Annotated in this window: 20 protein-coding genes; 7 read left to right on the forward strand and 13 right to left on the reverse strand. The window is 72.6% G+C overall.

The genetic code is table 11. The annotated features are described in order from the left end of the window. Window positions 1–68: 68 nt before the first annotated feature. The 6 genes from ACIRPH_RS28410 to ACIRPH_RS28435 all read right to left on the reverse strand — a co-directional run bounded on the left by ACIRPH_RS28410 (window position 69) and on the right by ACIRPH_RS28435 (window position 8090). Window positions 69–740, reverse strand: coding sequence for a TetR/AcrR family transcriptional regulator (locus ACIRPH_RS28410; RefSeq protein WP_402919736.1), 672 nt, complete (start codon window positions 738–740; stop codon window positions 69–71). Then, a complete protein-coding gene (locus ACIRPH_RS28415; protein WP_402919738.1) occupies window positions 737–2740 on the reverse strand; it encodes a CocE/NonD family hydrolase in 2004 nt (667 codons plus the stop codon). Before ACIRPH_RS28415 ends, ACIRPH_RS28410 begins: the two co-directional genes overlap by 4 nt. 67 nt (window positions 2741–2807) lie before the next feature. Next, window positions 2808–4649: a dipeptide ABC transporter ATP-binding protein gene (locus tag ACIRPH_RS28420; RefSeq protein ID WP_402919740.1), complete on the reverse strand. Its 1842-nt coding sequence runs from the start codon at window positions 4647–4649 to the stop codon at window positions 2808–2810. After that, on the reverse strand, window positions 4646–5536 hold the full coding sequence (locus tag ACIRPH_RS28425) for an ABC transporter permease (RefSeq protein ID WP_402919742.1): 891 nt from the start codon (window positions 5534–5536) through the stop codon (window positions 4646–4648). Before ACIRPH_RS28425 ends, ACIRPH_RS28420 begins: the two co-directional genes overlap by 4 nt. Then, on the reverse strand, window positions 5533–6492 hold the full coding sequence (locus tag ACIRPH_RS28430) for an ABC transporter permease (RefSeq protein WP_402919744.1): 960 nt from the start codon (window positions 6490–6492) through the stop codon (window positions 5533–5535). Before ACIRPH_RS28430 ends, ACIRPH_RS28425 begins: the two co-directional genes overlap by 4 nt. Then, window positions 6492–8090, reverse strand: coding sequence for an ABC transporter substrate-binding protein (locus ACIRPH_RS28435; RefSeq protein ID WP_402919746.1), 1599 nt, complete (start codon window positions 8088–8090; stop codon window positions 6492–6494). The genes ACIRPH_RS28430 and ACIRPH_RS28435 overlap by 1 nt, the downstream gene beginning before the upstream one ends. Window positions 8091–8510: 420 nt before the next feature. Between ACIRPH_RS28435 and ACIRPH_RS28440 the strand changes: the two genes are divergently transcribed. Continuing rightward, complete coding sequence (locus ACIRPH_RS28440; RefSeq protein ID WP_402919748.1) at window positions 8511–9608, forward strand: helix-turn-helix domain-containing protein; 1098 nt, start codon at window positions 8511–8513, stop codon at window positions 9606–9608. Beyond that, the gene (locus ACIRPH_RS28445; RefSeq protein ID WP_402919750.1) at window positions 9605–10153 is read left to right on the forward strand and encodes a hypothetical protein; all 549 of its coding nucleotides are present in this window, start codon (window positions 9605–9607) and stop codon (window positions 10151–10153) included. Before ACIRPH_RS28440 ends, ACIRPH_RS28445 begins: the two co-directional genes overlap by 4 nt. Window positions 10154–10305: 152 nt before the next feature. Here the strand turns inward: ACIRPH_RS28445 and ACIRPH_RS28450 are convergent, their stop codons facing one another. From ACIRPH_RS28450 to ACIRPH_RS28460, 3 genes are all read right to left on the reverse strand, one after another. Next, on the reverse strand, window positions 10306–11577 hold the full coding sequence (locus tag ACIRPH_RS28450) for an MFS transporter (RefSeq protein WP_402919752.1): 1272 nt from the start codon (window positions 11575–11577) through the stop codon (window positions 10306–10308). A gap of 4 nt (window positions 11578–11581) precedes the next feature. After that, a complete protein-coding gene (locus ACIRPH_RS28455; RefSeq protein ID WP_402919754.1) occupies window positions 11582–12697 on the reverse strand; it encodes a SagB/ThcOx family dehydrogenase in 1116 nt (371 codons plus the stop codon). A gap of 176 nt (window positions 12698–12873) precedes the next feature. Then, a complete protein-coding gene (locus ACIRPH_RS28460; RefSeq protein WP_402919756.1) occupies window positions 12874–13578 on the reverse strand; it encodes a class I SAM-dependent methyltransferase in 705 nt (234 codons plus the stop codon). A gap of 665 nt (window positions 13579–14243) precedes the next feature. On the opposite strand from ACIRPH_RS28460, the gene ACIRPH_RS28465 reads away from it, so the two are divergent. Continuing rightward, window positions 14244–15263 (forward strand): methyltransferase, encoded by a 1020-nt coding sequence (locus tag ACIRPH_RS28465; protein WP_402919758.1) that lies wholly within the window; start codon window positions 14244–14246, stop codon window positions 15261–15263. Window positions 15264–15309: 46 nt separating this feature from the next. On the opposite strand, the gene ACIRPH_RS28470 is transcribed toward ACIRPH_RS28465, so the two are convergent. Both ACIRPH_RS28470 and ACIRPH_RS28475 read right to left on the reverse strand, forming a co-directional pair. Next, entirely contained in the window at window positions 15310–15741 is a 432-nt protein-coding gene (locus ACIRPH_RS28470) for a nuclear transport factor 2 family protein (protein WP_402919760.1), read from the reverse strand. 33 nt (window positions 15742–15774) lie between these two features. Further along, a complete protein-coding gene (locus ACIRPH_RS28475) occupies window positions 15775–16833 on the reverse strand; it encodes a type III polyketide synthase (RefSeq protein ID WP_402919762.1) in 1059 nt (352 codons plus the stop codon). 299 nt (window positions 16834–17132) lie between these two features. Here ACIRPH_RS28475 and ACIRPH_RS28480 point away from each other — a divergent pair, with 299 nt between their 5' ends. Together ACIRPH_RS28480 and ACIRPH_RS28485 are read left to right on the forward strand one after the other, a co-directional pair. Then, on the forward strand, window positions 17133–17492 hold the full coding sequence (locus tag ACIRPH_RS28480) for an MmcQ/YjbR family DNA-binding protein (protein WP_330156236.1): 360 nt from the start codon (window positions 17133–17135) through the stop codon (window positions 17490–17492). A 554-nt stretch (window positions 17493–18046) separates the two neighbouring features. Continuing rightward, window positions 18047–18733 carry a glycoside hydrolase family 11 protein gene (locus ACIRPH_RS28485; RefSeq protein ID WP_402919764.1) on the forward strand — a complete coding sequence of 229 codons (687 nt, stop codon included), beginning with the start codon at window positions 18047–18049 and terminating at the stop codon, window positions 18731–18733. Window positions 18734–18920: 187 nt separating this feature from the next. Here ACIRPH_RS28485 and ACIRPH_RS28490 read toward each other — a convergent pair whose 3' ends face one another. Continuing rightward, complete coding sequence (locus ACIRPH_RS28490) at window positions 18921–20333, reverse strand: acyl-CoA synthetase (protein ID WP_402919765.1); 1413 nt, start codon at window positions 20331–20333, stop codon at window positions 18921–18923. A 225-nt stretch (window positions 20334–20558) separates the two neighbouring features. Here ACIRPH_RS28490 and ACIRPH_RS28495 point away from each other — a divergent pair, with 225 nt between their 5' ends. Beyond that, a complete protein-coding gene (locus ACIRPH_RS28495; protein ID WP_267949317.1) occupies window positions 20559–20936 on the forward strand; it encodes an ankyrin repeat domain-containing protein in 378 nt (125 codons plus the stop codon). Window positions 20937–21423: 487 nt separating this feature from the next. Then, complete coding sequence (locus tag ACIRPH_RS28500) at window positions 21424–22269, forward strand: SDR family oxidoreductase (protein WP_402919767.1); 846 nt, start codon at window positions 21424–21426, stop codon at window positions 22267–22269. Window positions 22270–22449: 180 nt separating this feature from the next. Here ACIRPH_RS28500 and ACIRPH_RS28505 read toward each other — a convergent pair whose 3' ends face one another. Further along, complete coding sequence (locus tag ACIRPH_RS28505; RefSeq protein ID WP_402919769.1) at window positions 22450–23955, reverse strand: catalase; 1506 nt, start codon at window positions 23953–23955, stop codon at window positions 22450–22452. Window positions 23956–23960 lie beyond the last annotated feature (5 nt).

Raw genomic sequence — 23960 nt, forward strand, 5'->3', positions numbered from 1 at the left:
GACGGCGCAGGCCGCCGGGACCGCCCCCTCCCGCCCGAGCGGCGGGGGAGGGAGCGGTCCCGTGCGGCTCAGGCCGGGGAGGGCTCCAGGCCCAGCTCCCCGGTCAGGAACCGGCGCAGGTGCGCGCGGGCCTGCTCGATGCTCAGCGGCGGGGCGCCGCGCAGGCGGCGCAGGGCCAGACCGTCGACCAGGGCGTTGAAGCGGGTCGTGGTCTCGGCGACGTCGGGACAGCGGAACTCCCCCCGGTCGCGGCCCCGGGCGATCAGCTCGGCCACCCGGTCCGACCACTCCTCGTACCGGCGGTGCTGGCGCGAGTCCGGCTCCAGGCTGGCGTCGGCCGCCCAGTTGTCGAACCACAGCCGCCAGTGCCGGTCGGTCTCCGGGCTGAACACGCCCTCGACGAGCGTGGTCAGCCCCTCCGCGGCGGTGGGGCAGGCCAGCATCCGCTCGCCGAGCGGGCGGTAGTAGGAGTCGATCTCGATCGACACCGCCTCGCTGAGGATCTCCCGCACACCGCCGAAGTGGTACGTGACCGTGCCCACGGACACCCCCGCCGCGCGGGCGATGTCGCGCACGCCCACCCGGCTCGCCCCGTGCTCGATCACCAGCGGCACGACGGCCTCCAGGATGAGCCGCCGCCGCACCTCGGTGGGCTGGCGGGTGCGCTTGTCCGGCGCGACCGCGCGGCGCCTGGCCCCCGCCGCCCCGGCGACCGGCGGCCCCTCGGCAGGGCCGGTCATCCCGCGGTCCTGGGGATCTCGCGCTCCCAGCGCCGGGTGGCGACGACCTCGCCGCCGGAGCGGGCCTCCACCGTGCTGTGCACGACGAAGTGGTCCGCGGTGGCGGTCAGTTCGCTCGAGGTCCGCACGGAAACGTCCCAGTCCTCCCGGCGCATGGTGATCTCCCACTCGGATCCTGCCATGGCCGACAACGGGTCGTCGACCCGGATCCGGTACCGTTCCCGCGCCTTCTCCGTGTACACGAGACCGTTGGGGTAGGTGCGCGTCCCCCCGTAGTTGGGGTCGACGTCGAGCACCCACTCGCCGGTCCCGACGTCGTGCGACACCAGGCGCTCGGGCCGGGCCTCCGACGCGCCCAGCTCCACCGCCAGCGGCGTCGCCTGCTCCGGCTCCTCGAACTCCACCGGCGCGCGCCCCTCGTCCGTGCCCGCGGGCCGCACCGGGAGCAGCAGCGCGCTCCGGTCGGGCCACACGGTCAGGGCCGGGTCGTCGGGCTGCGGCCACACCCACGGCCAGTACGCGGTCGACACCGCGACGCGGATCCGGTGCCCGGCGGGGAACGCGTACCCCGTCCCGGTGAGCTCCACCTCCACGTCCTCGGGGTTTCCGGGCTCCCACGGCGCCGACCTGTCCCGGCCGTACCGGCTGCCCAGGTTCAGCACGCCGCGGGTGACGAGGGTCGAGGCCCCGTCGGGGGCGACGTCGCACACCCGTACGATCACGGTGCCCCGGGGCTTGTCGGCGTCCAGGCGCAGGCGCACCCGCGCCCGGCCCAGGACCTCGACGCGCTCGGCCAGCGGCTCGCCGTCGAAGCACGTCGACCTGCCGTCCTCCTCCCGCTGGTCGGGGGGCAGGTCGGTGGCGTTGCCGTAGGGGAAGAAGCGGCCCGCGTCGACGCCCGTGTGCTGGGGGCTGTGCACCGTCACCGGTGCGCCGCCCGCCGCGCCGAGGGGCCGTTCGGACCAGCGGGTCGCCGGGGAGGGCCAGGCGTCGTCGGTGACCCAGCGGCCGGGCCGCTCCGTGTAGGCGGTCGCGGGCGGCACCGGCTCCTGGACCCACGACCGCAGCCGCGGGGTGTCCATGGCGCCGTTGTCCGCGTCCTTGAGCCAGTGGTCCCACCAGCGCAGGGTCTCCTGGAGGAAGCCGATGTGCGGGCCGGGCGGCCGTGCGATGTCGGGGTACTGGTGCGCCCAGGGCCCCAGCAGTCCGCGCACCGGGCCGGGCAGGTGCTCCACCAGCCGCAGCACGGTGTCCCGGTAGGGGTCGGCCCACCCGCCGACGGCCAGCACCGCGGCGTCGATCGCGGAGTAGTCCTCGCACACGCTGCCGTGCCGCCAGTAGTCGTCCCGGGTCTGGTGGTCCAGCCAGGTGTGGACGAACGGCTCCAGCGCGTCGAGACGCTCCTTCCACATCGGCAGCCACGCGTCGCCGACCGTGATCGGGTCCGGCGGACGCGACGTGAACGCCAGCATCGTGCCGGACCAGCCGGCCATGTCGATGCCCAGCACCGAGCCGCCGATGTAGTGGACGTCGTTGTCGTAGCGGTCGTCGGCCGAGCACACCGTGACGATCGCCTTGAGCGGTTCCGGGCGCCGGGCGGCGATCTGGAGCGAGTTGAACCCTCCCCAGGAGATGCCGAACATCCCCACCCGGCCGGTGCACCAGGGCTGCGCGGCCAGCCACTCCACGACCGCGACCCCGTCGGCGGTCTCCTGCTCGGCGTACTCGTCGAGCATCACGCCCTCGGAGTCCCCGGACCCCCGCAGGTCCACCCGCACCGACGCGTAGCCGTGGCCCGCGTAGTAGGGGTGGCGCTGGGCGTCGCGCGGCGACGTCCAGTCGCCCTTGCGGTAGGGCAGGTACTCCAGCAGCGCCGGGACGGGGTCCGCCAGGGCGTCCGCCGGCAGCCACACGCGCGCGTGCAGCCGCGTGCCGTCGGCCATCGGGATCCAGTCCTCGCGGACCTCGACCTCGCGCGCGAAGTCCTCTCGGTAGCGCATGCTCCCCCGTTCGTCTCTCGTGTGGGCCCGTGCGTGACGGGGCCGTTCGTGTGTCGGGAACCGTGTGTCAGGACCGCGGGCCGGTCCCGTCGGCGTCCCACCGGCGGATCCGGTGGCCCCCGCCCAGGTCGATCCACTCCGGGTCGGGAACCTCCGCCAGGTCCCGGGGCGGGGCGGCCGTGGCCCCGGCCGGCCCGGGCGCCTGCGCGGTCGCGCCGGCGCCCTCCCCGACCGGCCGCGGTTCCAGGACCGCGTCCAGCAGCCGCCGGGTGTAGGGGTGGTTGGGCCCGGAGAAGACCGCCGCGACCGGGCCCTCCTCCACGACCAGCCCGTCCCGCATCACCGCGACCCGGTCGGCGATCCCGCGCACCACCGCTAGGTCGTGGCTGATGAACACGAACGCCAGGTCCCGCTCGGTGCGCAGGTCGTCCAGCAGCGCGAGCACGGCCGCCTGGACCGACACGTCGAGCGCCGTGGTGACCTCGTCGGCGACCACCACGCGCGGGTCCCCGGCCAGGGCGCGGGCGATGCCGACCCGCTGGCGCTGCCCGCCGGAGAGCTGTCCGGGCAGCCGGTCCGACAGCGCCGGGTCCAGGGCGACGTCCGCGATCAGCTCGCGCGCCCGGTCGTCGGCGCGGGACCGCTCGGCCAGGCCGAAGAACCGCAGCGGCCGGCGCACGGCCTCGCGGACGATCCTCCGCGGGTTGAGGGAGGTGTCGGCGTTCTGGAACACGAGCTGGACGCGGCGGCGGACGCCCGGCGGGCGCTGCCGCGCACGCACGGCCAGGTCGCCTTCGCCGTCCCGGCCCCCGTCCCCGGTGCGGTCGTCGCCCCCGGAATCCGCGCCGAGCAGCCGCATGGTCCCCGAGGACGGTGCGCGCAGGCCCGCCAGGGACCAGGCCAGCGTCGACTTCCCACTGCCCGACTCCCCGACCAGGGCCAGCACCTCGCCCCGGCGCAACCCGAGCGAGACGCCGCCGACGGCCCGGTGCGCGCCGTAGTCGATCGTGACGTCGCGCAGGGACACCACCTCGGGCGCGTCGTCGGGGACCGGCACGCGCTCGCGCACGGTCCGCGTCCCGTCCTCGGCGACCTCGGCCAGCCCCCGGTCGCCGATCCGGGGAACGCTCGCGAGCAGGCGGCGCGTGTACGGGTGCCGCGGCGCGTCGAACAGCTCGGCCGCCACGGCGGCCTCCACGACCTCGCCCTCCCGCATGACCACGACGCGTCCGGCCATCCGTGCGACGACCCCCAGGTCGTGGCTGACCAGGACCGACGTCAGGCCGAACTCCTCGCCCAGTCCGGCCACCAGGTCCAGGATCCGCGCCTGGGTGACCACGTCCAGAGCGGTCGTGGGCTCGTCCAGCACCAGCACCTTGGGGCGCGCCGCCAGCGCCATGGCGATCGCCACCCGCTGCTGCTGCCCGCCGGAGAGCTGGTGCGGGTACCGGCGCACGATCCCCCCGGGGTCGGGCAGCCCGACCTTCTCCACCAGGGAGCGGACCCGCTCGCCCCGCTCCGCGCGCGTCAGCCCCTGGGACAGCAGGGACTCCCCGATCTGGGCGCCGACGCGCATCGACGGCGTGAGCGCGTGCCCCGCGTTCTGCCCCACCATGGCGATGTCGCGGGTGCGCAGCTCCCGCAGGCCCCGCCGGTCCAGGGACAGGACGTCCTTGCCGTCGACCAGGACCCGGCCGCCGGTGACCCGGGAGCCGTGCCGTAGGTGGCCGAGCAGGGCCCCGGCGACGGTGGACTTGCCGCTGCCGGACTCGCCGACCACGGCCACCGTCTCCCCGGCCGCCGCCTCGAAGGTCACCTCGCGGGCCACGGTCACGTCGGCGCCGCCGGAACGGTAGGCCACGGACAGCCCCTCGACCCGCACCAGGGGGCCGGACTCGATGCCGCTCATGAGCTCTCCTTCGCGCGGTCGACGCCCCAGGCCCGGGACAGGCCGTCGGCGGACAGGTTCAGCCCGACGACCAGGGTCGCCAGGGCGATGATCGGGGCGAGCGTCGCCCACGGCACCACGACCATGGCGGTGCGGTTCTCGGCGACCATCAGCCCCCAGTCCGGGGTGGGCGGGTTGGCGCCGAACCCGAGGAAGGACAGCGAGCTGATCAGCAGCACGACCCATGAGGCCCGCATCGCGAACTCCACCGACACCACGTGGGCGATGTTCGGCAGGACCTCGCGGACCAGGATGGAGACGGTGCGCTCACCGCGCGCCCGCGCGGCGGTCACGTAGTCGAGCGGTGCCACCCCCAGCGCCGCGGCGCGCACCACGCGCACCACCTGGGGCGCGTAGACCACGGTCACGGCGAGGACGATCACCGCCGGGCCCGCCCCGAGCACGGTCACCACGACCAGCAGCGCCAGGATCGGCGGGATGGCCAGGATCGCGTCCAGCACGCGCATCAGCGCGTCGTCCAGCCGGCCGCCCCTGAGCGCGGCCGCGCAGCCCACGACGGTGCCGAGCGCCACCGCGCAGGCGGTCGCGGCGAAGGACACCGTCAGCGCGTAGCGGCCGCCGTACAGCACCCGGCTCACCACGTCGCGGCCGTAGGAGTCGGTGCCCGCCCAGTGGTCGGCGCCCGGCCCGAGCAGGGCTCCGCCGGGGTCGTTGGCGGTGGGGGAGTAGGAGGTGAGCAGCGGTGCGAACAGCGCCAGCAGCACGTGCAGGGCGACCAGGGACAGGCCGACCACGGCGGGGGTGGACCGCGCCAGCGAGCGCAGCGTCGCGCGGACCGTCCCGGTCGTCTCGGCGGGCCCGGAGGCCCCGTGCGGGGACCCGGTCATCGGGCGCTCCTCTCTCCGGTGCGCAGGCGCGGGTTGAGCGCCATCGCCCCCAGGTCGGCGGCGAGGTTGCACAGCACGTACACGGTCGCGCTGACCACGGCGATGGCCTGCAGGACCGGCAGGTCGCGGTTGTGCACGGCCTCCAGCAGCATCCGGCCGACGCCGGGGTAGTTGAAGACGTTCTCGACCACGGCCACGCCGCCGACCAGCCACGCCACGTTCATCGCGATCACGTTCAGCGTGGGCAGCAGCGCGCTGGGCAGGGCGTGGCGCACCACGACCCGGCCCGTGCCGAGGCCCTTGAGCCGCGCGGTGGTCACGAACTCGCTCTCCATGACGTCGATGACGCTGGTCCTGGTCATCCGCACGATGTAGGCGGTCATCACCACCGACAGCGCGATGGTCGGCAGCACGACCGCGGGCAACAGGTCGGCGACCGGCGCGGACGCCTCGTCCAGGACCACGGCGGGCAGGACCGGCACGGTGATGGACAGCGCCAGCACGAGCAGGGTCGCCACGACGAACTCCGGCACGCTCATCCCGATCAGCGTCAGGGTGGAGATCACCGTGTCCGGCCAGCGGTCCCGGTACAGGCCGGCGACGACGCCCAGCACGATCGAGGAGGTGACCGCGACGGCGATGGTGGCGACCGCGATCAGTATCGTGTTGCGCAGGTGCAGCCACAGGGTCGCGGAGACGGGCTCGCCGGAGACCAGGGACACCCCGAAGTCGCCGCGCACCGCACCGGTGATCCATTCGAGGAACCGCAGGACGGCCGGGCGGTTCAGGCCCATCTGCTCGCGCAGCGCGGCCACGGCGTCGGGGGTGGCGTCCTGGCCGAGCACCTGCGTGGCCACGTCGCCCGGGAGCAGCTGCACGGCGGCGAACACGATCACCGACGCCAGGAGCACGGTGACGACCGCGGACAGCAGCCGCCTGGAGATGTAGACGATCATCAGGGCCTCAATCCGATGTTGAGGTAGTCGAACTCGAAACCGGACTCGTGGTAGTTGAGGACGTCCCGGGACAGGCCCACCAGCCGGTCGGCGAACATCGGGGTCATCGCGCCGCCCTCGTCCACGACCATGCGCTGGGCGTCCTGGTACAGGGTGCGGCGGCGGTCCTCGTCGGCGGTGGCGCGGGCGGCGTCGAGCAGGTCGTCGAAGGCGCCGTCGGACCAGGCGGTCTCGTTGTAGGAGGAGCCGCTGCGGAAGACCTGGTTGAGCAGCTGGTCGGCCGGACGCCCCGTGTACCAGTACGTCGCCATCAGCGGCTTCTGCATCCAGATCTGGGTGTAGTAGGAGTCCGCCGAGGTGTTGCGGACGGTGATGTCGATCCCGGCCTCGGCCGCGGAGTCGCGGTAGGCGAGCGCCATCGGGGTGAACACCGGGTCGTACGCGGAGGTGTAGAGCTCCAGGCTCAGGCCCTCGTGCCCGGCCTCGGCGAGCAGGGCGCGGGCCCGGTCCGGGTCGCGTTCGAGCGCGTAGTCGGTCCAGTAGGGCGTGCCGGGCGGGACCGGGTTGTCGTTGCCCGGTACGCCGGTGCCCTGCAGGGCCACGTCGATGACGTGCCGCGGGTCGTAGGCCAGCTTCATCGCCCGGCGCACGCGCGCGTCGGTGAACGGCTCGGCCGTGGTGAGCATGGGCAGCACGTACCACTGGGCGTTGACCGAGCGCGCGATGGTCGCGCGCTCGGAGGCTTCGACGACGCGGGCGGTGGCGAAGTCCAGGTTGGTCTGCGAGATCAGGTCGACCTGGCCGGCCAGCAGCGCGTTGGTCCGCGCCTGGATGTCGGTCATCGAGAACATCTCGATGGCGTCCAGGGCGGGCGGCCCCTCCCAGTGGTCGTCGTAGGCGACGACGCGGCCCCGGCCGCCGGGGGAGAAGGAGTCGAGCCGGAAGGGCCCGGTGCCGATGCCGGTCGCGCCGACCGTGTCGCCGTCCCCGTCGGGGACGACGTAGCAGTGGTAGTTGGTGAGCAGCGCCGGGAACTCGAAGTTGGGCGTGGTCAGCTCGACGACCAGCACGCCCGGCTCGGGGGTGTGCACCCGGCCCGGTTCGACCAGCGGGCCCAGGACCGTCCCCTGCGGCGAGGCGAGGTCGGGGTCGACGATCCGGCGGAGCGTGTAGGCGGCGTCCGCGGAGGTGAAGCCGCGGCCGTCGTGGAAGCGGACCCCGTCGCGCAGCCGGAAGGTCCACACCAGGCCGTCGTCGTCCGACTCCCACCCGGTGGCCAGGTCGGGCACGGTCTGCCCCTCCGCGTCCATCCGGACCAGCCGGCTGTACAGGGCGCCCAGGTACTCGTAGGCCGACAGGGAGCTGGCCGGGTCCAGGGTCTCGGCCTGCGACGCCGGCGGCCGGGCCATGCGCAGCACGCCGCCGTCGGCGGTGGCGCCCGTGGCGGCGGCCTCGGGCAGCGCCGGAGCCGCCTGCGGCCCGGACGCGGCGCAGCCGGGGAGCAGGACCGCGGCCCCGAGCGCCCCGGCTCCCCCCAGCAGTGCCGTTCTGCGCGGGATCCGCGGCGGGGCGCCCTCGGCCCCCGGTGAACGCGGCATGTTTTCCCCTCCGTGGTGTGCTGCGAACGGATCAATCGTTCAATGAACGATTGATGCGACTCATGCACGATAGAGGTCGGAAGTCGATGGTTCAACGGGTGGCAAAGCGGGTAAACGCGAGGGGTCACGTCTGTCCGCCCGCGGATCGCCGCAGGTGGGAGGTGTCGGCGGACGGTGGGCGTTCCGAGCACCGACACGGTACCGACGCCGCGCGCACCGGCCGCCTGCACGGCGCCTGCCGCCCGCCGACGGGAAGAGGCGGTGCCGGCCGAAGACGGGTGCGGTGCCGGACGCGGAACGGCGGGCCACGGCGGTTCGATCGCGGACACCGGCTGCGGCGGAGCCGGGGCTGCAAAACAACGGAATTTTTACTGTCGACAACGGCGACACGTCCAAGACCCTTGTGCGAAGATCGCACATATGAGGGAAGAGCTGAGTTGGGCGCAGATCGGCGAGCGTGTACGGGAGAGCAGGGCCGCCGCCGGACTCTCCCAGCACCTCCTCGCCGAAAGAGTCGGCTTGGAGCGCAGCATGGTCTCCAAACTGGAGAACGGTGAGCGCCGTATCGACGCGGTCGAACTCACCCGCCTCGCCCGCGCGCTCGACTATCCTCTGTCTCATTTTCTCCACCCCGCCCCTGAGGTCGTCTCCCGCAGGGCTGCCATTGCCGACGGCGGAGACATCGGGGAGAGCCGGGCTGCGCGCGACGCCTATCGGACCGAGGCGCTGCTCTCCGAGTGGCTGAGAGACGTACGCCGACTCATCGGGTTCGGAGTCCTGGAACCACGACGGATGCTCCTGTACCCCGAGCAGGTGCGGGGCGCGCAAGAGGCGCGCCGGTCGGCCCTGTGGCTGCGCGACCGGTTGGATCTGGGCACGGGTCCCATCGAGTCCGTCTCCGCCGTGTGCGAGCAGGCGGGGCAGTTCACCGCCGTCGTCCCGCTGCCCTCGGACGGCGCCTCCCTGGTGGACGGGGATGTCGCGGTGGCCGTGGTCAACAAGGAGCAGGCACCCGGGCGGAGGCGCAGTACCGCCGCGCACGAGCTCGGGCACATGGTCCTGGGGGACGAGTTCTCCAGCGACCTCGGTGTACACGCCTCACGGGAGGACCGTGAGAAGGTGGTGGAGGCGTTCGCGGCCGAGTTCCTCCTGCCGACCTCGGAGATGGGGTCGGCCGTCGAGCAGGACGGCGAGAAGTCCCGGCGCCGTGAGCTGGTCCGGTTGTCGGCGACCTACCGCGTCTCCTGGGGGCTGGCGGTGACCCAGCTCCGGCGCACCGGGGAGGTCGCACCGGAAGAGGTGCGCAGGCTGCGGACCCGCACGCCGACGGACGTCGAGTTCAAGGACGCCCTGGGGTGGAAACCCCAGCCCGACCTCGCCTCCATCCGGGTTCCCCCGGGTTACGCCTCCGCGGTGGTGATGGCGATGGCGACCGATAAGATCACTCCCCACCGGGCAGTGGAGATGCTGCGCGGCCAGGTCTCGCTCGCAGCCCTCACCGAGGAAGCAACGGATTGACTCCTCCCCCCGCGGTCCCGGTCCCACTGCTGTTCGACGCCTCCCCGCTGCTGCACGCCGCGAAGGCCGACCGTCTCGACGTCCTGGGCGACCTGGTCAGCGGATCCTCGTGCCTGACCACCCAGGCCGTGATCGACGAGGTCGGCCGCAGGCATCCCGGTGCCCGCTCGGAGGTCGTGGCAGCCGCGTGGCTCACGGTCGTTCCCACCGACTCGCTGATGTTCCTCGTGGCCTACGGCGAGTGGAGCGCACGCATGGGTCTGGACGATGACCACAACATCGGGGAGACCACGCTGTGCGCCTACGCCGAACTCCACGGCGGGGTCCTGGTCCTGGACGACAAGAACGCGCGCAAGGTCGCCACGCAGTACGGCCTGAGCGTCCGCGGAACGGTCGGCCTGATCGCCGACGCCTGCGGTCGGGGGGACTGCACCGTCACCGGAGCCTCCGTGCTCGTCGACGACCTCCACGAGTCCGGTATGCGGCTGCCCTTTCCCAAGGGCGGGTTCGAGCAGTGGGCCAGGGAGAAGAAGCTTCTGGGTTAGCCGCGCTGCTCTCCTGTGTTCGGTGAGTCGCGCGAGAAGCTCTCCGTGTGTTCCCGCCGCTTTCTTCGTGGCCTGATGACACGCGCCGCATGGGAAAGTGGAGCCGCGGCCTGGGTACCGAGCGCTCGGAAAGGCCCCTGGTCCAGGGCCGGTCACACCGCGGCGCGCCTCGCCCCCTCCCGGAACACGCGGCCGAACACCAGGGGCGCTGCCAGGAGCAGCACTCCTGCGGCGACGAACGGCACGTGGAGCCCGAACCCTCCCAGCAGGCCGCCGGTGAAGACCCCCAGGAGGACGGAGGCCTGGGCGAGGAGCATGCGGGCCATGGACGCGCGCCCCAGGACCGGCATCGGCGTCACCGCCTGGAGGATGGAGGCGGCGCTCACGGCGATCGTCGTCGCCGCCAGGCCGAACACACCGAGTGCGAGCGCCCCCACGACGACGTGGGGGAAGAGTCCCATGGTCAGCAGGGCCCCGCCACCGAGGACGTGGGCGAAGACGAGCAGGGGCCCGTGGCCGCACCACCGCCCCAACGGGGCACACAGGAACGAGGCCGCGAGCGCGCCCACCGGGGACAGCATCGTGTAGACCCCGAACAGTGCTTCGGGGACGTCGAGGGTCCGGGTCACGTAGAGCACCAGGATGGCCGACACCCCGCCGGTGGCGAACCCGGAGAAGGCGGCGGCCGCGGCGAACCCCCGTTGGACGCGGTCGTCCCTGACGAACCGGAGCCCGTCCAGCGCCTCGCGGGTCAGCGAGGCGCGCTCCGGGTCCGGGGGCCGCTCGCCCTCGTCCCTCTCCTCACCGCCGAGGGAACGGGCCGCGACGGCCGCGGAGAGCAGGAACAGCGCCCCCACCAGGTAGGCCCCCGCGTTGAACAGCAGCGCCGTCCCCGTGGAGAGGGCGAACAGCAGCCCCGCGATCGGACCGCCGAGGAAGTCCGAGGCCACCACACGCGTCCCCTGCAGACGGCTGTTGGCTCTGATCAGGAGGTTCCGAGCGACCAGTGCGGGCAGCAGCGCCCGTGCCGAGCCGTCGTGGAAGACCTCGCAGACCGCCAGGGCGAGGACGAAGAGGCACAACCCCCAGACGGGGACCGGGCCGAACCAGGAGACCACCGCCAGCACCCCGAGCAGCGCGCAGCGCAGGAGGTTGCCGACGACCATGGCGCGGCGCTTGTCGATCCGGTCGATCAGCGCCCCGGCGTGCAGGCCGAACAGCAGCCAGGGGGTGTAGGCCGCCACGGTCAGCATCGAGACCGCGAGGGGGTCGGAGGTCAGGGCCGCGGCCATGAGCGGGAAGAGGGTCAGGAGGACGCCGTCGCCGAGGTTGGCCGACGTGTGTCCGGCCCAGAAGCGGTGGAAGGCTCCCCCCAGCCCCACCGCCGGCGGATCGCCCCTGGCCTGTGAGGAGTCGATGTCCATGGGCTTACTCGAACCTGGCCTTCCGGGAGCCCTCCAGACTCATCGGCGGGTGGGAGAGGATCACGTCCCCGTCGGCGTCCACGGCGGGGACGCCGGCGGAGAGGACGTACAGCGCGGTCTCCCGGACCCCGTCGACGCCCAGCAGCTCCTCGACGGCCGAGTCGTTGAAGGCCGCGGTCTGGAAGGGGCCCAGCCCCAGCGCCGTCGCCGTCAGGACGAAGGTCTGGCCGAGGTGCCCGGAGTTCATCAGCATGACCCGGTAGGCGCGAGGATGCCGGTACTTGAAGCTCAGGCGTGGGACGACCGCGGTCAGGACCACGGAGAAGGGCGCCTCGCCCACCCCCGACTGCGAGTCGCACGCACGGGTCAGGCTGTCCCGGAACTCGCCCTCCCGGAGCAGTTCCAGGGAGTGCTCCCGGACGTTGTAGTGGTAGATCCCCGGGGCGATCCCGGCCACGCCGGTGACGACCGTGTACGCCTCCAGTTCGTGGCGGGCGCCCCCGGCGGGGCTGGTGCGCAGCATGAGGGCGCCGAACTGCTGGGCGTCGATGAAGTCCTTCACGCCGAAGGTCATCGCCATGAGGGTCGAGAAGACCTCCCGTCCGAGAGGCGCGTCGACGAAGTCCCGATGGGTCCTCCTCCGGTAGAGGACCTCCCGGTAGGAGCGGCCGGGATCCTCCTGGTAGCGGGGGAGGAAAATCCTGTCCGCGTCCTTGTATTCCTTGAACAGGGGAGGCGACGGGTCCTTGGTGATCTCCTCCCGGATCTCGTCGGTGCTCGGCGTGAAAGGGGCGTCCCTCGTGGAGAAGTGGAAAGAGAGGCCTTCCCTTCCCCAGGGCGCCCAGGCGTCGAGCCCCTCTGCGGCGCTTTCGTGCCCGCCCTGCTCCTCGGATTCGAGGAAACCGAGGGAGGAAAGGGAGGACGCCGCACTTTTCAGGACGTCCTCGTCCAGCCCCAGATCCTGGGCGACGTCAGAAACGGACCGCAGCTCGGAAAAGCTGTGGAGGACGCTCGCGGTGATCGGGTCGGTGCTGATCTTCGCTTTGGTCAGAGGGTTCTTGACGAAGAAACCGGATGCGTCCCAGAAGCATTCGAGGTGTTTCGCCGACCTGTACTTCACAGTGGTGCTCCCTGTAAAAAGAGGAGGTCGGCCCCGCCAGGGGGCCGACCTCCTCGGGCCGCGTGCTAGCTGGGGCTGAACTGGATGATGATGGTCAGCTCTTCGACGGGCTCGATCTTGATCATGGCCTTCTCCTTAGCTGTTGGAACCGGGTTCCAACCGGGGGATTTCCGCGGTCAAGCCACGGAACCTGTACGTCGGGCGACGTACAGAGCCTTGGGGTGTCTTCCGTCGTCCAGGCCGTCCTCCAGGGCCCCTCCGTGGAAGCCCCGGACGGAGACGAACTCCAGGCCGGCGGAGGCGAGGCTCGCGAGGACGCGCTCGTGCGTCAGGTGGCGCAGCCGGTGCCGTGTGACGGAACGCTCCCAGAGGTCGCCCGCCACCCGCGCGAAGGAGTCCACCTCGAGGTCGATGGCCTCGCCGGGGGAGAAGTCGGTCGGCGCCAGCGGTGAGAAGGAGATGAACCCGTCGTCCGACCTGCGGATGTTGGGGGCCCGGGAGAGCACACGGAAGGACAGTTCGGTGTTCACTTCCACGATCAGAAGGCCGGCGGGAGCCAGCACCCGCGCGGCCTCGGCGAAAGCCGCGTCCAACTCCCCGTCGTCGGAGAGGTAGTGGAACACCTCGCCCGCGGAAACGGCGGCATCGAATTGCGCATCAGGGATGGGGAGGTCGGTCAACCCTCCTACGAGGAAATCGATCCCCCGCATCTCCTCCTTGCCCCTGGCCGCCGCCACCATCGCGGGGGAGAGATCGACTCCGGTGACCCTGTATCCGCTCTTCTGGAGTTCCACGGAGCTGTTGCCGGTGCCGCAGCCGAGGTCGACCAGCCGTTCCCCCGGGACGTTGAATTCTTTCAGGAGATCACTGAAAAGATTCATCCAACGGTGGTAGTCGGAAGTTCTCGAGGTCGCGTCGTATTGGCTGGCGAGCCCTTCATAGGCTTCCAGGGGAGACGCCGAGGGGGGATGAGTGGAAATCGTCGGCCTCCAAATTCAACCCTGAGGTTATTGGGTAAAAATTATGGTAGGGCCCGTCCTCGGTCAAGGGGGTGGCCACATACGGACAGCGGCGGAACGGCGGTGCATCCACACTGGTGATATTCGGCGAAGGGCGGTGCCGCAGTTTTCCCCATGGAATAGGGGGCTGGTGCGGACGGAAATGAGACGCTATGGGTCGGTCCCGCCTCCGGACATTCGCAAAGATTCCGACAGGGCATGACCCATGACAGGATCGTCCCCCGGGCCGACGGCTCCGCGTCGGGCCCCGGGCCGCCGTGCCCGAGGTCCCCCACCACGCGGTCGGGCTCATCGGCCGACCCCTCCATCGGTCGTGGCCGCGTCACTGGCGCCGGTCCTGCCGGCGCCGGACCAGGGGCGCCTCGCGCGCCCGGCGCGTTCTGGGACGGGCACGTGTTCCCGGTGTGCGTGGACCCGACACGCCACGCGCCGGCCCTGCCGGTGCCCCCGCCTGCGGGAACCTACAGTCGGTGGCAGTCCGGCAGGCAGCCGACGGGGGTGCCGAGGTGTCGGGACGGGGGGAACGCGTGGCCTGTGACAGGAGCGACCAGGAACGGGCCTACGCCCTGCTCGACCTGGGGGACGAGATCGTCCACGCCCGGGCGCTGCAGATCGCGGCCGAACTGGGCATCGCCGACCTCCTGGCCCCGGGACCCTGCACGTCCGAGGACCTGGCGGAGCGCACGGACTCCGATCCGGGGGCCCTCCACCGCATGATGCGGCTGCTGGCCTCCCGCGGCCTCTTCCACGAGACCGGGCCCGGTGTCTTCGAGCTGACGGAGACGGGCGGCCCGCTCCGCTCCGACCACCCGGCGTCCGTTCGTTCCGTCCTGGCCCTGGCGGGTACGGTGGCGCCCCTGGTCCTGGGGGGAGTCCGGCACAGCCTGAGCACCGGCGAGGCGACCTTCCCCGTGGTCGCGGGGGAGCACATCTACGACTACATGGCGCACCACCCCGAACACGGGCGCCTGTTCGACGAGGCGATGCGGGAACTGACCCGGGTCGCGGTGCCCGCGGTGCTCGACGCCTACGACTTCGCGGGCGCCTCCCGCATCGTCGACGTCGGGGGAGGATCCGGTGCCCTGCTGAGCGCGGTCCTGCACCGCGCGCCCGGCGCGAGCGGGGTCGTTTTCGACACCCCCGGTGTCGCGGACTCCGCCCGGGAGAGGCTCCGGGACGAGGGCGTGGCGGACCGGTGTTCGGTGGTGGGCGGGGACTTCTTCCGCGAGGTGCCGGCGGGCGGCGACCTCTACGTGCTGAAGTGGGTCCTGCACAACTGGTCCGACGAGCGCGCGACCGCCATCCTGCGCAGCTGCCGAAGGGCCATGGGCGAGGACGCCGAACTCCTCCTCATCGAGTCCGTGCTGCCGTCGGACGGCGCGCCCCACCCGGGGAAGGCCATGGACCTGTCCATGCTCGTCCTCTCCGGCGGCCGGGAGCGTACCGAGGAGCAGTTCGCCGAACTGCTGGCCGGGGCGGGCCTGCGGCTCCGGCGCGTCGTCCCGACCTCTTCTCCGCACAGCCTCGTCGAGGCCGTGCCCTGCTGAACCGCTCCTGCCGCGCACCGCCTCCCGCCGGGGGCAGTGGTCGGGCTCAGGGCCCCTCACCGAGCCAGACCGGGGTGATGTCCACCGTGTGGAACCGCCAGACCGTGCCCACCCGCCGGTAGGTGTTGTCGTACCAGCCGCCGACCGACCACCAGTCCGCGGGGTCGTCCGCGCTGCGCAGGTGGACGGCGTGCATGGAGGAGCGGGACGTGGCGCGGTCGCCGTCGACCTCCACCCGGTGGTTCGCGCTCAGGTGGTGGGTCCGGTGGTAGTGCCCCAGGTCGGCCTCCACGTACTCGGCCAGGCCGGCGCGGCCGCGGTGCTCCCTCCCCGGCATGCGGAGGACCCCGTCCTCGGTGAACAGGGCCGCGTAGCCGGTGAAGTCCCGGTCGTCGAGGCGGCGGACGAACTCGGCCAGCAGGTCGCAGATGTCGGCGCGGTCGAGCAGTGAGCGCAGGCGTGTGGTCTCCTCGTGCACGGTCCCTCCCCGAGTCCGGTGCGGCGGCGCGGTTCACGTGCCCTGGAGCAGGGCGGTGTACAGGGTCAGGCCGGGGCCGAAGGTCATGGCGACCCCGTGCTTGCCGGGGGCCAGGGGGGTGGTGTCCTGGAGCTCGGCCATGACGAGCGGGAGCCCGGCGGAGGAGCAGTTCCCGTACTCCTGGAGGACGTGCCGTGAGGCCCGGGTCGCCGCGGGGCCGAGGGAGAGGCTCTCCTCGGCGGCCTCGATGATGCGCCGGCCGCCGGGGTGGACCGCCCACCAGTCGACGTCGCCGGGGGTCAGCCCGTGCGGGGAGAGCAGGTCGGCGACCAGGCCGGGCAGGCAGGCGGCGATCAGGTCGGGGATGGCCGCGGAGAGGCCCATCCTGAACCCCTGGTCCCCCACCTCCCAGGTCATGTGCTCCTCGTGCCCGTGGTCGGTGTGGGAGGCCAGGTCCAGCACGAGCGGCGCGGGGTGGTCCGCGGGCCGGCCCGCGTCCCCCTCGACGACCAGGGCCACGGCCGCGTCGCCGAACAGGGAGTTGATGACGAACTGCTCCACGTCCCACGGCGGGGGCTGGAGGTGCAGCGAGGACAGTTCGAGGCTGAGGAGCACGGCGGGTTTCGGGTGGCAGCTGGCGAAGTCGACGCACGCGGCCAGACCGGGAAGCGCGGCGAAGCACCCCATGTGGCCGACCACGAGCCGCCGGGTGGAGGGCCGCATCCCCAGGTCGCGGAGCAGCCGGGAGTCGACCCCGGGGGTGCCGTAGCCGGTCGAGGAGACGAGGCACAGCAGGCCGACCTCGTCGGCCGGGACCCCCGCCCGGTCCAGCGCTCCCCCGACCGCTTCCGCGGCCAGGGGCAGACCCTCGTCCTGGAACCGGCGCATCCGGGCGGCCGTCGACCAGTGTGAGCCGTCCTCGACGCGGGGGTCGATCACCAGATGGCGTTTGCGGATCCCCGAACCCGCCAGGATCCTGCGCAGGAGCCGCTCCCCGGGGTGGTCGGCGGGTAGCAGGCCGGGCAGGTCCGTCTGGTCCAGGGCAGCGGGCGGCAGGGCCGTACCGATGCTGCTGATCTGCACCGCTTCCATGTCGAAGCCTCCTCGCCGCACCGGCGGACACGCCGTACCGCCGTGTCCGCCGGGGACCCGCTGCCCGCCCCGGTCGGGTGATATGTCCTGCGTTCCTCCCTTTTGTGTACTTCTCTACCCAGAATCACGGTGTGCCCCCTGGTCGGGATTGGGACACGCTTCCTCCCCGACGGCCTCCGCCGTGCCGCTGGTCGTGCTCGCCGGGAATCCGCTCCGTGTGGACCCGGGGCACGGACGGACGGGCGGCCCGAAGCCGCCACCGGGCTCGCGGTGTCGGTGGGATGTGGTTGTCTCACCCCATGGGTGTTGAGATCGAGCGGTTTCTGCGGTTGGTGCGAGCGCTGCCGGGGTGCGAGCACACGGAGTCGGACCGGTACACGACGTTCCGCGTACGCGGCAAGCCGTTCGGCTACCTGTGGCCGGACACCGCCACCGTGGGGCTGAAGCAGACCCTGCTGGAGCAGACCGCGCTCGTGGCCGAGCGGCCCGAGGTGTTCGAGGTGCAGTTCACCGCGGGCGGGTTCGGCTGGGTGGTCGTCCACCTGGACGGGATCGACCTGGACGAGCTCAGCGAGCTCACCCTGGAGGCCTGGTACCTGACCGCGCCGGAGGAGCTGCTCACCGTTCCGCCGACCCCGGAGGCCCTGGTCGAGGCCTGACCGGAGCGCGGGCGGCCGGGCGCTCCTGGGCACACCTGTGCCCGGGCGGGTCCCCGACAGGGCGGTACCCGGTCCGCCGGCTCGGGCAGGGCGTCGCCGATGGTTCCCCTGGGCGCGCACCCCAGGCCGCCATGGACGCATGTGGAGCGGATCCGGGCGAAGGGCCCCGTGGATCGGTCGACCGCCTGCCGTGGGCGACGCCAGCGCGTCGGTATTCGCCGAAGTCGACCCAAGTGGTTCCGAAATGTTTCGAGAAATCGGGTCCGAGTTCCCGCTCAGCGCGCTGACAACTCGTGGGATGATCCGGATTTCACTTTCTCCAGCCGCCTGAACTGGGCCTTTGGCGAACTGTGGCTTGCATGAGTTTACGAAACATTTCGGAAACCATTGACAACCCCGAGGAGGCGGACGAATACTGCCGGTCACGGCAATCCGCCGTTCCCCCAGCGCCGTACGGCACCGACGTGCGGTGACCGCCCCCGGTCGCCGCCATCCCCACCGGGTCGTGCCGCGCCTCCCGGCTCCGCGCCGGCCTCACGAAGAGGAGAGCGACCATGACCGACAACCCCGTCCGCCCGTTCGACCGCAGGAGATTCATCGGCCTCGGCGGCGCCGGCGTCCTGGCGGTGGCGGCGCCCGGGCTGCTGGCCGGCCCCGCCCTGGCCCGGACGACCATCACCGAGAACCAGACCGGCACCCACAACGGGTTCTACTACTCCTTCTGGACCGACGGCGGCGGTTCGGTCTCCATGACGCTGGGCTCCGGCGGCAGCTACAGCACCTCGTGGAGGAACACGGGCAACTTCGTCTGCGGCAAGGGCTGGGGCAACGGCAGCCGCAGGAACGTGAACTACTCGGGCAGCTTCAACCCGTCCGGCAACGGCTACCTGTGCCTGTACGGGTGGACGTCGAACCCGCTGGTGGAGTACTACGTCGTCGACAACTACGGGAACTACCGGCCCACGGGGGAGTACCGGGGCACGGTCAACACCGACGGCGGCACGTACGACCTCTACCGCACGATGCGGTACAACGCCCCCTCCGTCGAGGGCATCCGGACGTTCCCGCAGTACTGGAGCGTGCGGCAGTCCAGGAGGACGGGCGGGACCATCACCAGCGGCAACCACTTCGACGCGTGGAACCGCGCGGGGATGGGGCTGGGCGCCTTCAACTACTACATGATCCTCGCGACGGAGGGGTACCAGAGCAGCGGGAACTCCAACCTCGCGGTCAGCGGCTGAGCGGCCGGTCCGCAGGGGCGGGACCGCACGGCAGGCGCTCCCGGGGGACGGCCCGCCCCGGATCCCGCTGAACGCCGAGCCCCCGCACCCCCGCCCCTGTGACACCGCCCCCTCGGCGGTGGCGCGGCGGACCGCGGCCGCCGCGCCACCACGGGCACACCCGCCTCTCGGGCGGCGGGGGAGGGGCTCAGCCCGCCGCGCCGCCCAGGAGGTTCTTCTGGATCTTGCCCATCGCGTTGCGGGGCAGCGTCTCCACCACCCGCACCTCGCGCGGGCGCTTGTGCACCGACAGCTGGGCGGCGACGTGGTCGATGACGGCCCCGGGGTCGACGCCGTCCCCCACCAGGTAGGCGACGATCCGCTGGCCGAGGTCGTCGTCGGCCTCGCCCACCACGGCCGCCTCGCGCACCGAGGGGTGGCCGAGCAGCGCGGACTCGACCTCTCCGGCGCCCACCCGGTAGCCGCCGGTCTTGATCATGTCGACCGACATGCGCCCGACCACCCGGTGCCAGCCGTCCCCGTCGATGACCGCGGCGTCGCCGGTGCGGAACCAGCCGTCGTCGGTCCACGCCGCCGCGGTGGCCTCCGGCAGGCCGAGGTAGCGGTCGAACAGGGTGGCGCCCCGGACCTGGAGCTCGCCGACGGCCTCCCCGTCCGGGGCGACCTCCTCGCCGTGCTCGCCGCGCAGCCGCGACTCCACGCCGGGCAGCGCCGTCCCCACCCAGCCGGTGCGGCGGGGCGCGTCGGCGCGCGCGGCCAGGGTGATCAGGGTCTCGGTCATCCCGTACCGCTCCACGGGGCTGTGGCCGCAGGCGGCCCGCAGGCCCTCGGCCACCGGGTCGGGCAGGGCCGCGCTCCCGGACACGAGCAGCCGCGCACCGGCCATGGCGCGGGCGGAGTCCGGGTCGCGGACGATCCGCGACCACACGGTCGGCACCCCGAAGAACAGGGTTCCGCGCCCCGGGCCCGTGTGCTCCCCGCGCGCTGCGGCGGCGTAGGCCGCGGGGGTGGGGCGGACGGTGTGCAGCAGCGGGCTGCCCACGCGCAGGGCCCCCAGCACGCCCAGGACCAGGCCGTGCACGTGGAACAGCGGGAGCCCGTGGACCAGGACGTCCTCGCGGGTCCAGTCCCAGGCGTCGGCGAGCGCGTCCACGTCGGCGGCGACGGCCCGCCGCGACAGGACGGCGCCCTTGGGCCGGCCGGTGGTCCCGGAGGTGTACATGATCAGCGCCGCGGCCCCGGGCGGGGGCTCGGGGGCCGTGAACGGGGCGCGCTCGGCCGGGTCGACCGGCACCGCCGGGAGGTCGATCCCCTCCTGCGGGGCGCCCAGCCACAGGGCGGCCCCGGAGTCGCGCACGATGTGGCGGCGTTCGGCGGTGCCCGCGTCCGCGGGCACGGGGACCACGGGGACCCCGGCGAGCAGGCCGCCGACGACGGCGACGACCGTGGACAGGGAGGCCTCCCCGTGGACGGCGACGGCCCCGGCCCCGGAGATCCGGCGGGCCACGGCGCCCGCCGCGGCCCACAGCTCCTCGCGGTCGAGTCCCGCCCCGCCGACCCGCACCGCGGACCCCTCGCCTGCACTGGGGTTCAGCAGCATGCCCCGCTCCCGTCCGTCGCTTCCGATCCGATCGCGAGCCAGTACACCACAGGCCGCCGGCCGCCACCGCCCCGGAGGGGGACCGCGCGGGCTCCCCGCGAGGGGGGCGCTCACGCGGTCCCGGCCGCCGACCGCGGTGTGCTCCCCGGGGGCGTGGCCGTCGTCACCGCGCCGGGGGCGGGCACGTGTCGGGCGGGGCGGAGGGGCGCTTCTAGCATGGAACCCATGAACGAACTCTCACCCGAGCAGACCGGGCGGATCATCGCCCTGGCCATGGACCTCGCCCGGGAGGGCGGGACGCAGGAGCTCATGGAGTTCCTCGACCACGGCCTGCCCGTGGACACCCAGGACGAGCAGGGCAACAGCCTGGTGATGCTCGCCGCCTACCACGGACACGAGGGGACGGTCAGGTCCCTCGTCAACCGCGGCGCCGACGTGGACCTGCGCAACGGCAAGGACCAGACGCCGGTGGCCGGGGCGCTGTTCAAGGGGGAGGAGGGCGTGGTCGCGGCGCTCGTCGAGGCGGGGGCCGACCTCGACGCGGGCACGCCGAGCGCCCGTGCCGCCGCCGAGATGTTCGGCCGCACCGACCTGCTGCCCTGATCCGGGACGACCACGGTCCCCGACCTCTGCCTGCACAGGCCGACTCCGGGCCCCGGTCCGGGAACTCCCCTCCGGGAGCCCCCGGACCGGGGCCCTTCCGATGGGAGCGGCCGGGGCACCGCAGACGCGGCCCGTCCGTCGGCGGGCACGCGCGGCGGCGGTGCCGGCGGCCCGCCGCGTCCCCCGCCCGCACGCCGATCCGGTCGCTGCGGTCGGCCCCTCCTGCTGCCCGTGGCCTGCGCCCGGGCCCGCCCGGTGCGCGGCGGCGGGCGGACCCCCGTCCGGCGGTCACGGCGGAAGGCTTTTTCCCCCGCCCCGTGCGCCACGAGGGGGCCGTGGCCGCCGGGGACCTAACGTGGCCCTGCGGGGGCCGTCCGGGGACCTGATCCCGTCGGCGCCCGCGGGAACGTCCACGCCCGTGCCGGCGGGCCGGGGGCATGTGTTGTCCGGAGGGGCCGGACACCCAGCAGGGGGAAGGTGCGACGTCATGGCGGGACCGATTCTCATCACCGGTGCTGGCAGCGGCTTCGGCAAGGAGGTCGCGCTGCGGCTCGCCGGGGCCGGGCACGAGGTGATCGCGGGCGTGGAGATCATCGCCCAGGTCGGCGTTCTGCGCGCCGAGGCCCGGGAACGGGGCGTCGGCCTGCGGGTCGAGAAGCTCGACGTGACCGATCCCGGCGACCGGGAGAAGGCCTGGACCTGGAACGTGGAGGTCCTCCTCAACAACGCCGGTGTCTCCGAAGGCGGCGCCACGGCCGACATCCCCGAGGAGAGGCTCCGCCGCCAGTTCGAGGTGAACGTCTTCGGCCCCGTCCTGCTCACCCAGGGCATCGCCCGGCAGATGGCGGCCCGCCGCGGCGGCCGCATCGTGTTCATGTCCTCGGTCGCGGGCCTCACCGTCGACCCGTTCACCGGCGCCTACGCGGGCTCCAAGCACGCGGTGGAGGCGTTCGCCGACGCCTTGGACCAGGAGCTCGCGGAGTTCGGCGTCACGGTGGCGACGATCAACCCGGGCCCCTTCCTCACCGGGTTCAACGACACCATGTTCGAGACGTGGAAGGAGTGGCGCGACGATCCGGCCGAGCGCCTCTACGACTACGCCGAACTCGCCTTCCCGCACGAGCAGTACGACCCCGAGCCGGTCTACCGGAAGACCGTCGAGGTGGTGTTGGGCGAGGACATCCGCTACCGGCACCTGCTCCCCGCGGAGACGGAGCCGCAGGTCCGCGCACAGGTCGACGCCCAGTGGGGCCGGCGGATCAACGACGGACGCCGTCCCGACCTGGTGCGGAAGGCGTACGACATCGGCCCCGGTACGCCGGTCGAAGCCTGATACCACCATCGCGCGCAGGGGGGCGGACCCGGGCGGGCCCCGTCCCTCCCGGGCGCCGGCAGCCTCGCCGTGACCGACCTCCGACCCGGGCCCGTCCCGCGAACGGGCCGAGCCGACGCGGTCGGGACCGCGTCGGCTCGGTGTCCTGGCACCCGGGTGCTCAGGCGTTCAGGCGTGTGGTCAGGCCGGAACGTTGTTCGGGTTGGGCTCGGTCTGCGAGACCTTGCCCGCCTGCAGGGCCTCGATGGCCTTGCGCACGCCCTCGCCGTAGGCGGCGTCGGCCTTGGTGCAGTTGCCGATGTGGCGCTCGATGGTGGCCTGGGAGGCGCCGTCGATCGCACGGGCGGTGTTCTCGAACAGGACCTGCTGCTGCTCCGGCGTCATCTGGCGGAACAGGTTGCCGGGCTGCTCGAAGTAGTTGTCGTCGTCCTCGCGGTAGTCGAACCGGTCGGCGGTCGCGCCCACGGCCAGCGCCGGCTCGGCGTACTGGGGCTGCTCCTGCCAGCGGCCGTAGGAGTTGGGCTCGATGCCGGGGACGCCGCCCTGGTTGCCGTCCACGCGCATGGCGCCGTCGCGGTGGTAGGTGTTGACCAGCTTGGCGCCGCGCGGGTAGTTCACCGGGATCTGGTGGTGGTTGACGCCCAGGCGGTAGCGGGCGGCGTCACCGTAGGAGAACAGGCGGCCCTGGAGCATGCGGTCGGGCGAGATGCCGATGCCCGGGACGATGTTGGCCGGGGTGAAGGCGGCCTGCTCGACGTCCGCGTGGTAGTTCTCGGGGTTGCGGTTGAGCTCGAACTCGCCGACCTCGATCAGCGGGTAGTCCTTCTTGGACCAGACCTTGGTGAGGTCGAAGGGATGGAAGCGGTAGTCCGCGGCCTCGGCCTCGGGCATGATCTGGACGTAGAACGTCCACTTCGGGTTGTCGCCCCGCTCGATGGCCTCGAACAGGTCGCGCTGCGAGGACTCGCGGTCCTCGGCGACGACCTTGGCGGCCTCCTCGTCGGTGAGGTTCTTGATCCCCTGCTGGGTGCGGAAGTGGAACTTGGCCCAGAAGCGCTCGCCGGCCTCGTTGACGAACGAGAAGGTGTGCGAGCCGAAGCCGTGCATGTGGCGGTAGCCGTCGGGGATGCCGCGGTCCGACATGACGATGGTGACCTGGTGCAGGGCCTCGGGGAGGTTGGTCCAGAAGTCCCAGTTGTTCTCGGCCGAGCGCATGTTGGTGCGCGGGTCGCGCTTGACGGCGCGGTTGAGGTCGGGGAACTTCAGCGGGTCGCGGAAGAAGAAGACCGGGGTGTTGTTGCCGACGATGTCCCAGTTGCCCTCTTCGGTGTAGAAGCGCAGGGCGAAGCCGCGGATGTCGCGCTCGGCGTCGGCCGCGCCGCGCTCACCGGCGACGGTGGAGAAGCGGGCGAACATCTCGGTCTGCTTGCCGATCTCGGAGAAGATCGCGGCCTTGCTGTACCGGGTGATGTCGTGGGTGACCGTGAAGGTGCCGAAGGCTCCGGAGCCCTTGGCGTGCATCCGGCGCTCGGGGATGACCTCGCGGTCGAAGTGGGCGAGCTTCTCCAGGAACCACAGGTCCTGGAGCAGCATCGGGCCGCGCGGGCCCGCGGTGAGGCTGTTCTGGTTGTCCGCGACGGGGGCGCCGTTGGCTGTCGTCAGCGGCTTGGTGTTGTCGTGCGACATTCGTT

It is taken from the genome of Nocardiopsis sp. NPDC101807, from assembly GCF_044766605.1.
GTDB lineage: Bacteria > Actinomycetota > Actinomycetes > Streptosporangiales > Streptosporangiaceae > Nocardiopsis > Nocardiopsis tropica.

Excerpts from the sequence above, each read along its gene's own strand:
- ACIRPH_RS28410 (WP_402919736.1), bottom strand. The coding sequence starts at position 740 with ATGACCGGCCCTGCCGAGGGGCCGCCGGTCGCCGGGGCGGCGGGGGCC.
- ACIRPH_RS28415 (WP_402919738.1), bottom strand. The coding sequence starts at position 2,740 with ATGCGCTACCGAGAGGACTTCGCGCGCGAGGTCGAGGTCCGCGAGGAC.
- ACIRPH_RS28420 (WP_402919740.1), bottom strand. The coding sequence starts at position 4,649 with ATGAGCGGCATCGAGTCCGGCCCCCTGGTGCGGGTCGAGGGGCTGTCC.
- ACIRPH_RS28425 (WP_402919742.1), bottom strand. The coding sequence starts at position 5,536 with ATGACCGGGTCCCCGCACGGGGCCTCCGGGCCCGCCGAGACGACCGGG.
- ACIRPH_RS28430 (WP_402919744.1), bottom strand. The coding sequence starts at position 6,492 with ATGATCGTCTACATCTCCAGGCGGCTGCTGTCCGCGGTCGTCACCGTG.
- ACIRPH_RS28435 (WP_402919746.1), bottom strand. The coding sequence starts at position 8,090 with ATGCCGCGTTCACCGGGGGCCGAGGGCGCCCCGCCGCGGATCCCGCGC.
- ACIRPH_RS28440 (WP_402919748.1), top strand. The coding sequence starts at position 8,511 with ATGAGGGAAGAGCTGAGTTGGGCGCAGATCGGCGAGCGTGTACGGGAG.
- ACIRPH_RS28450 (WP_402919752.1), bottom strand. The coding sequence starts at position 11,577 with ATGGACATCGACTCCTCACAGGCCAGGGGCGATCCGCCGGCGGTGGGG.
- ACIRPH_RS28460 (WP_402919756.1), bottom strand. The coding sequence starts at position 13,578 with ATGAATCTTTTCAGTGATCTCCTGAAAGAATTCAACGTCCCGGGGGAA.
- ACIRPH_RS28475 (WP_402919762.1), bottom strand. The coding sequence starts at position 16,833 with ATGGAAGCGGTGCAGATCAGCAGCATCGGTACGGCCCTGCCGCCCGCT.
- ACIRPH_RS28480 (WP_330156236.1), top strand. The coding sequence starts at position 17,133 with ATGGGTGTTGAGATCGAGCGGTTTCTGCGGTTGGTGCGAGCGCTGCCG.
- ACIRPH_RS28485 (WP_402919764.1), top strand. The coding sequence starts at position 18,047 with ATGACCGACAACCCCGTCCGCCCGTTCGACCGCAGGAGATTCATCGGC.
- ACIRPH_RS28490 (WP_402919765.1), bottom strand. The coding sequence starts at position 20,333 with ATGCTGCTGAACCCCAGTGCAGGCGAGGGGTCCGCGGTGCGGGTCGGC.
- ACIRPH_RS28495 (WP_267949317.1), top strand. The coding sequence starts at position 20,559 with ATGAACGAACTCTCACCCGAGCAGACCGGGCGGATCATCGCCCTGGCC.
- ACIRPH_RS28500 (WP_402919767.1), top strand. The coding sequence starts at position 21,424 with ATGGCGGGACCGATTCTCATCACCGGTGCTGGCAGCGGCTTCGGCAAG.
- ACIRPH_RS28505 (WP_402919769.1), bottom strand. The coding sequence starts at position 23,955 with ATGTCGCACGACAACACCAAGCCGCTGACGACAGCCAACGGCGCCCCC.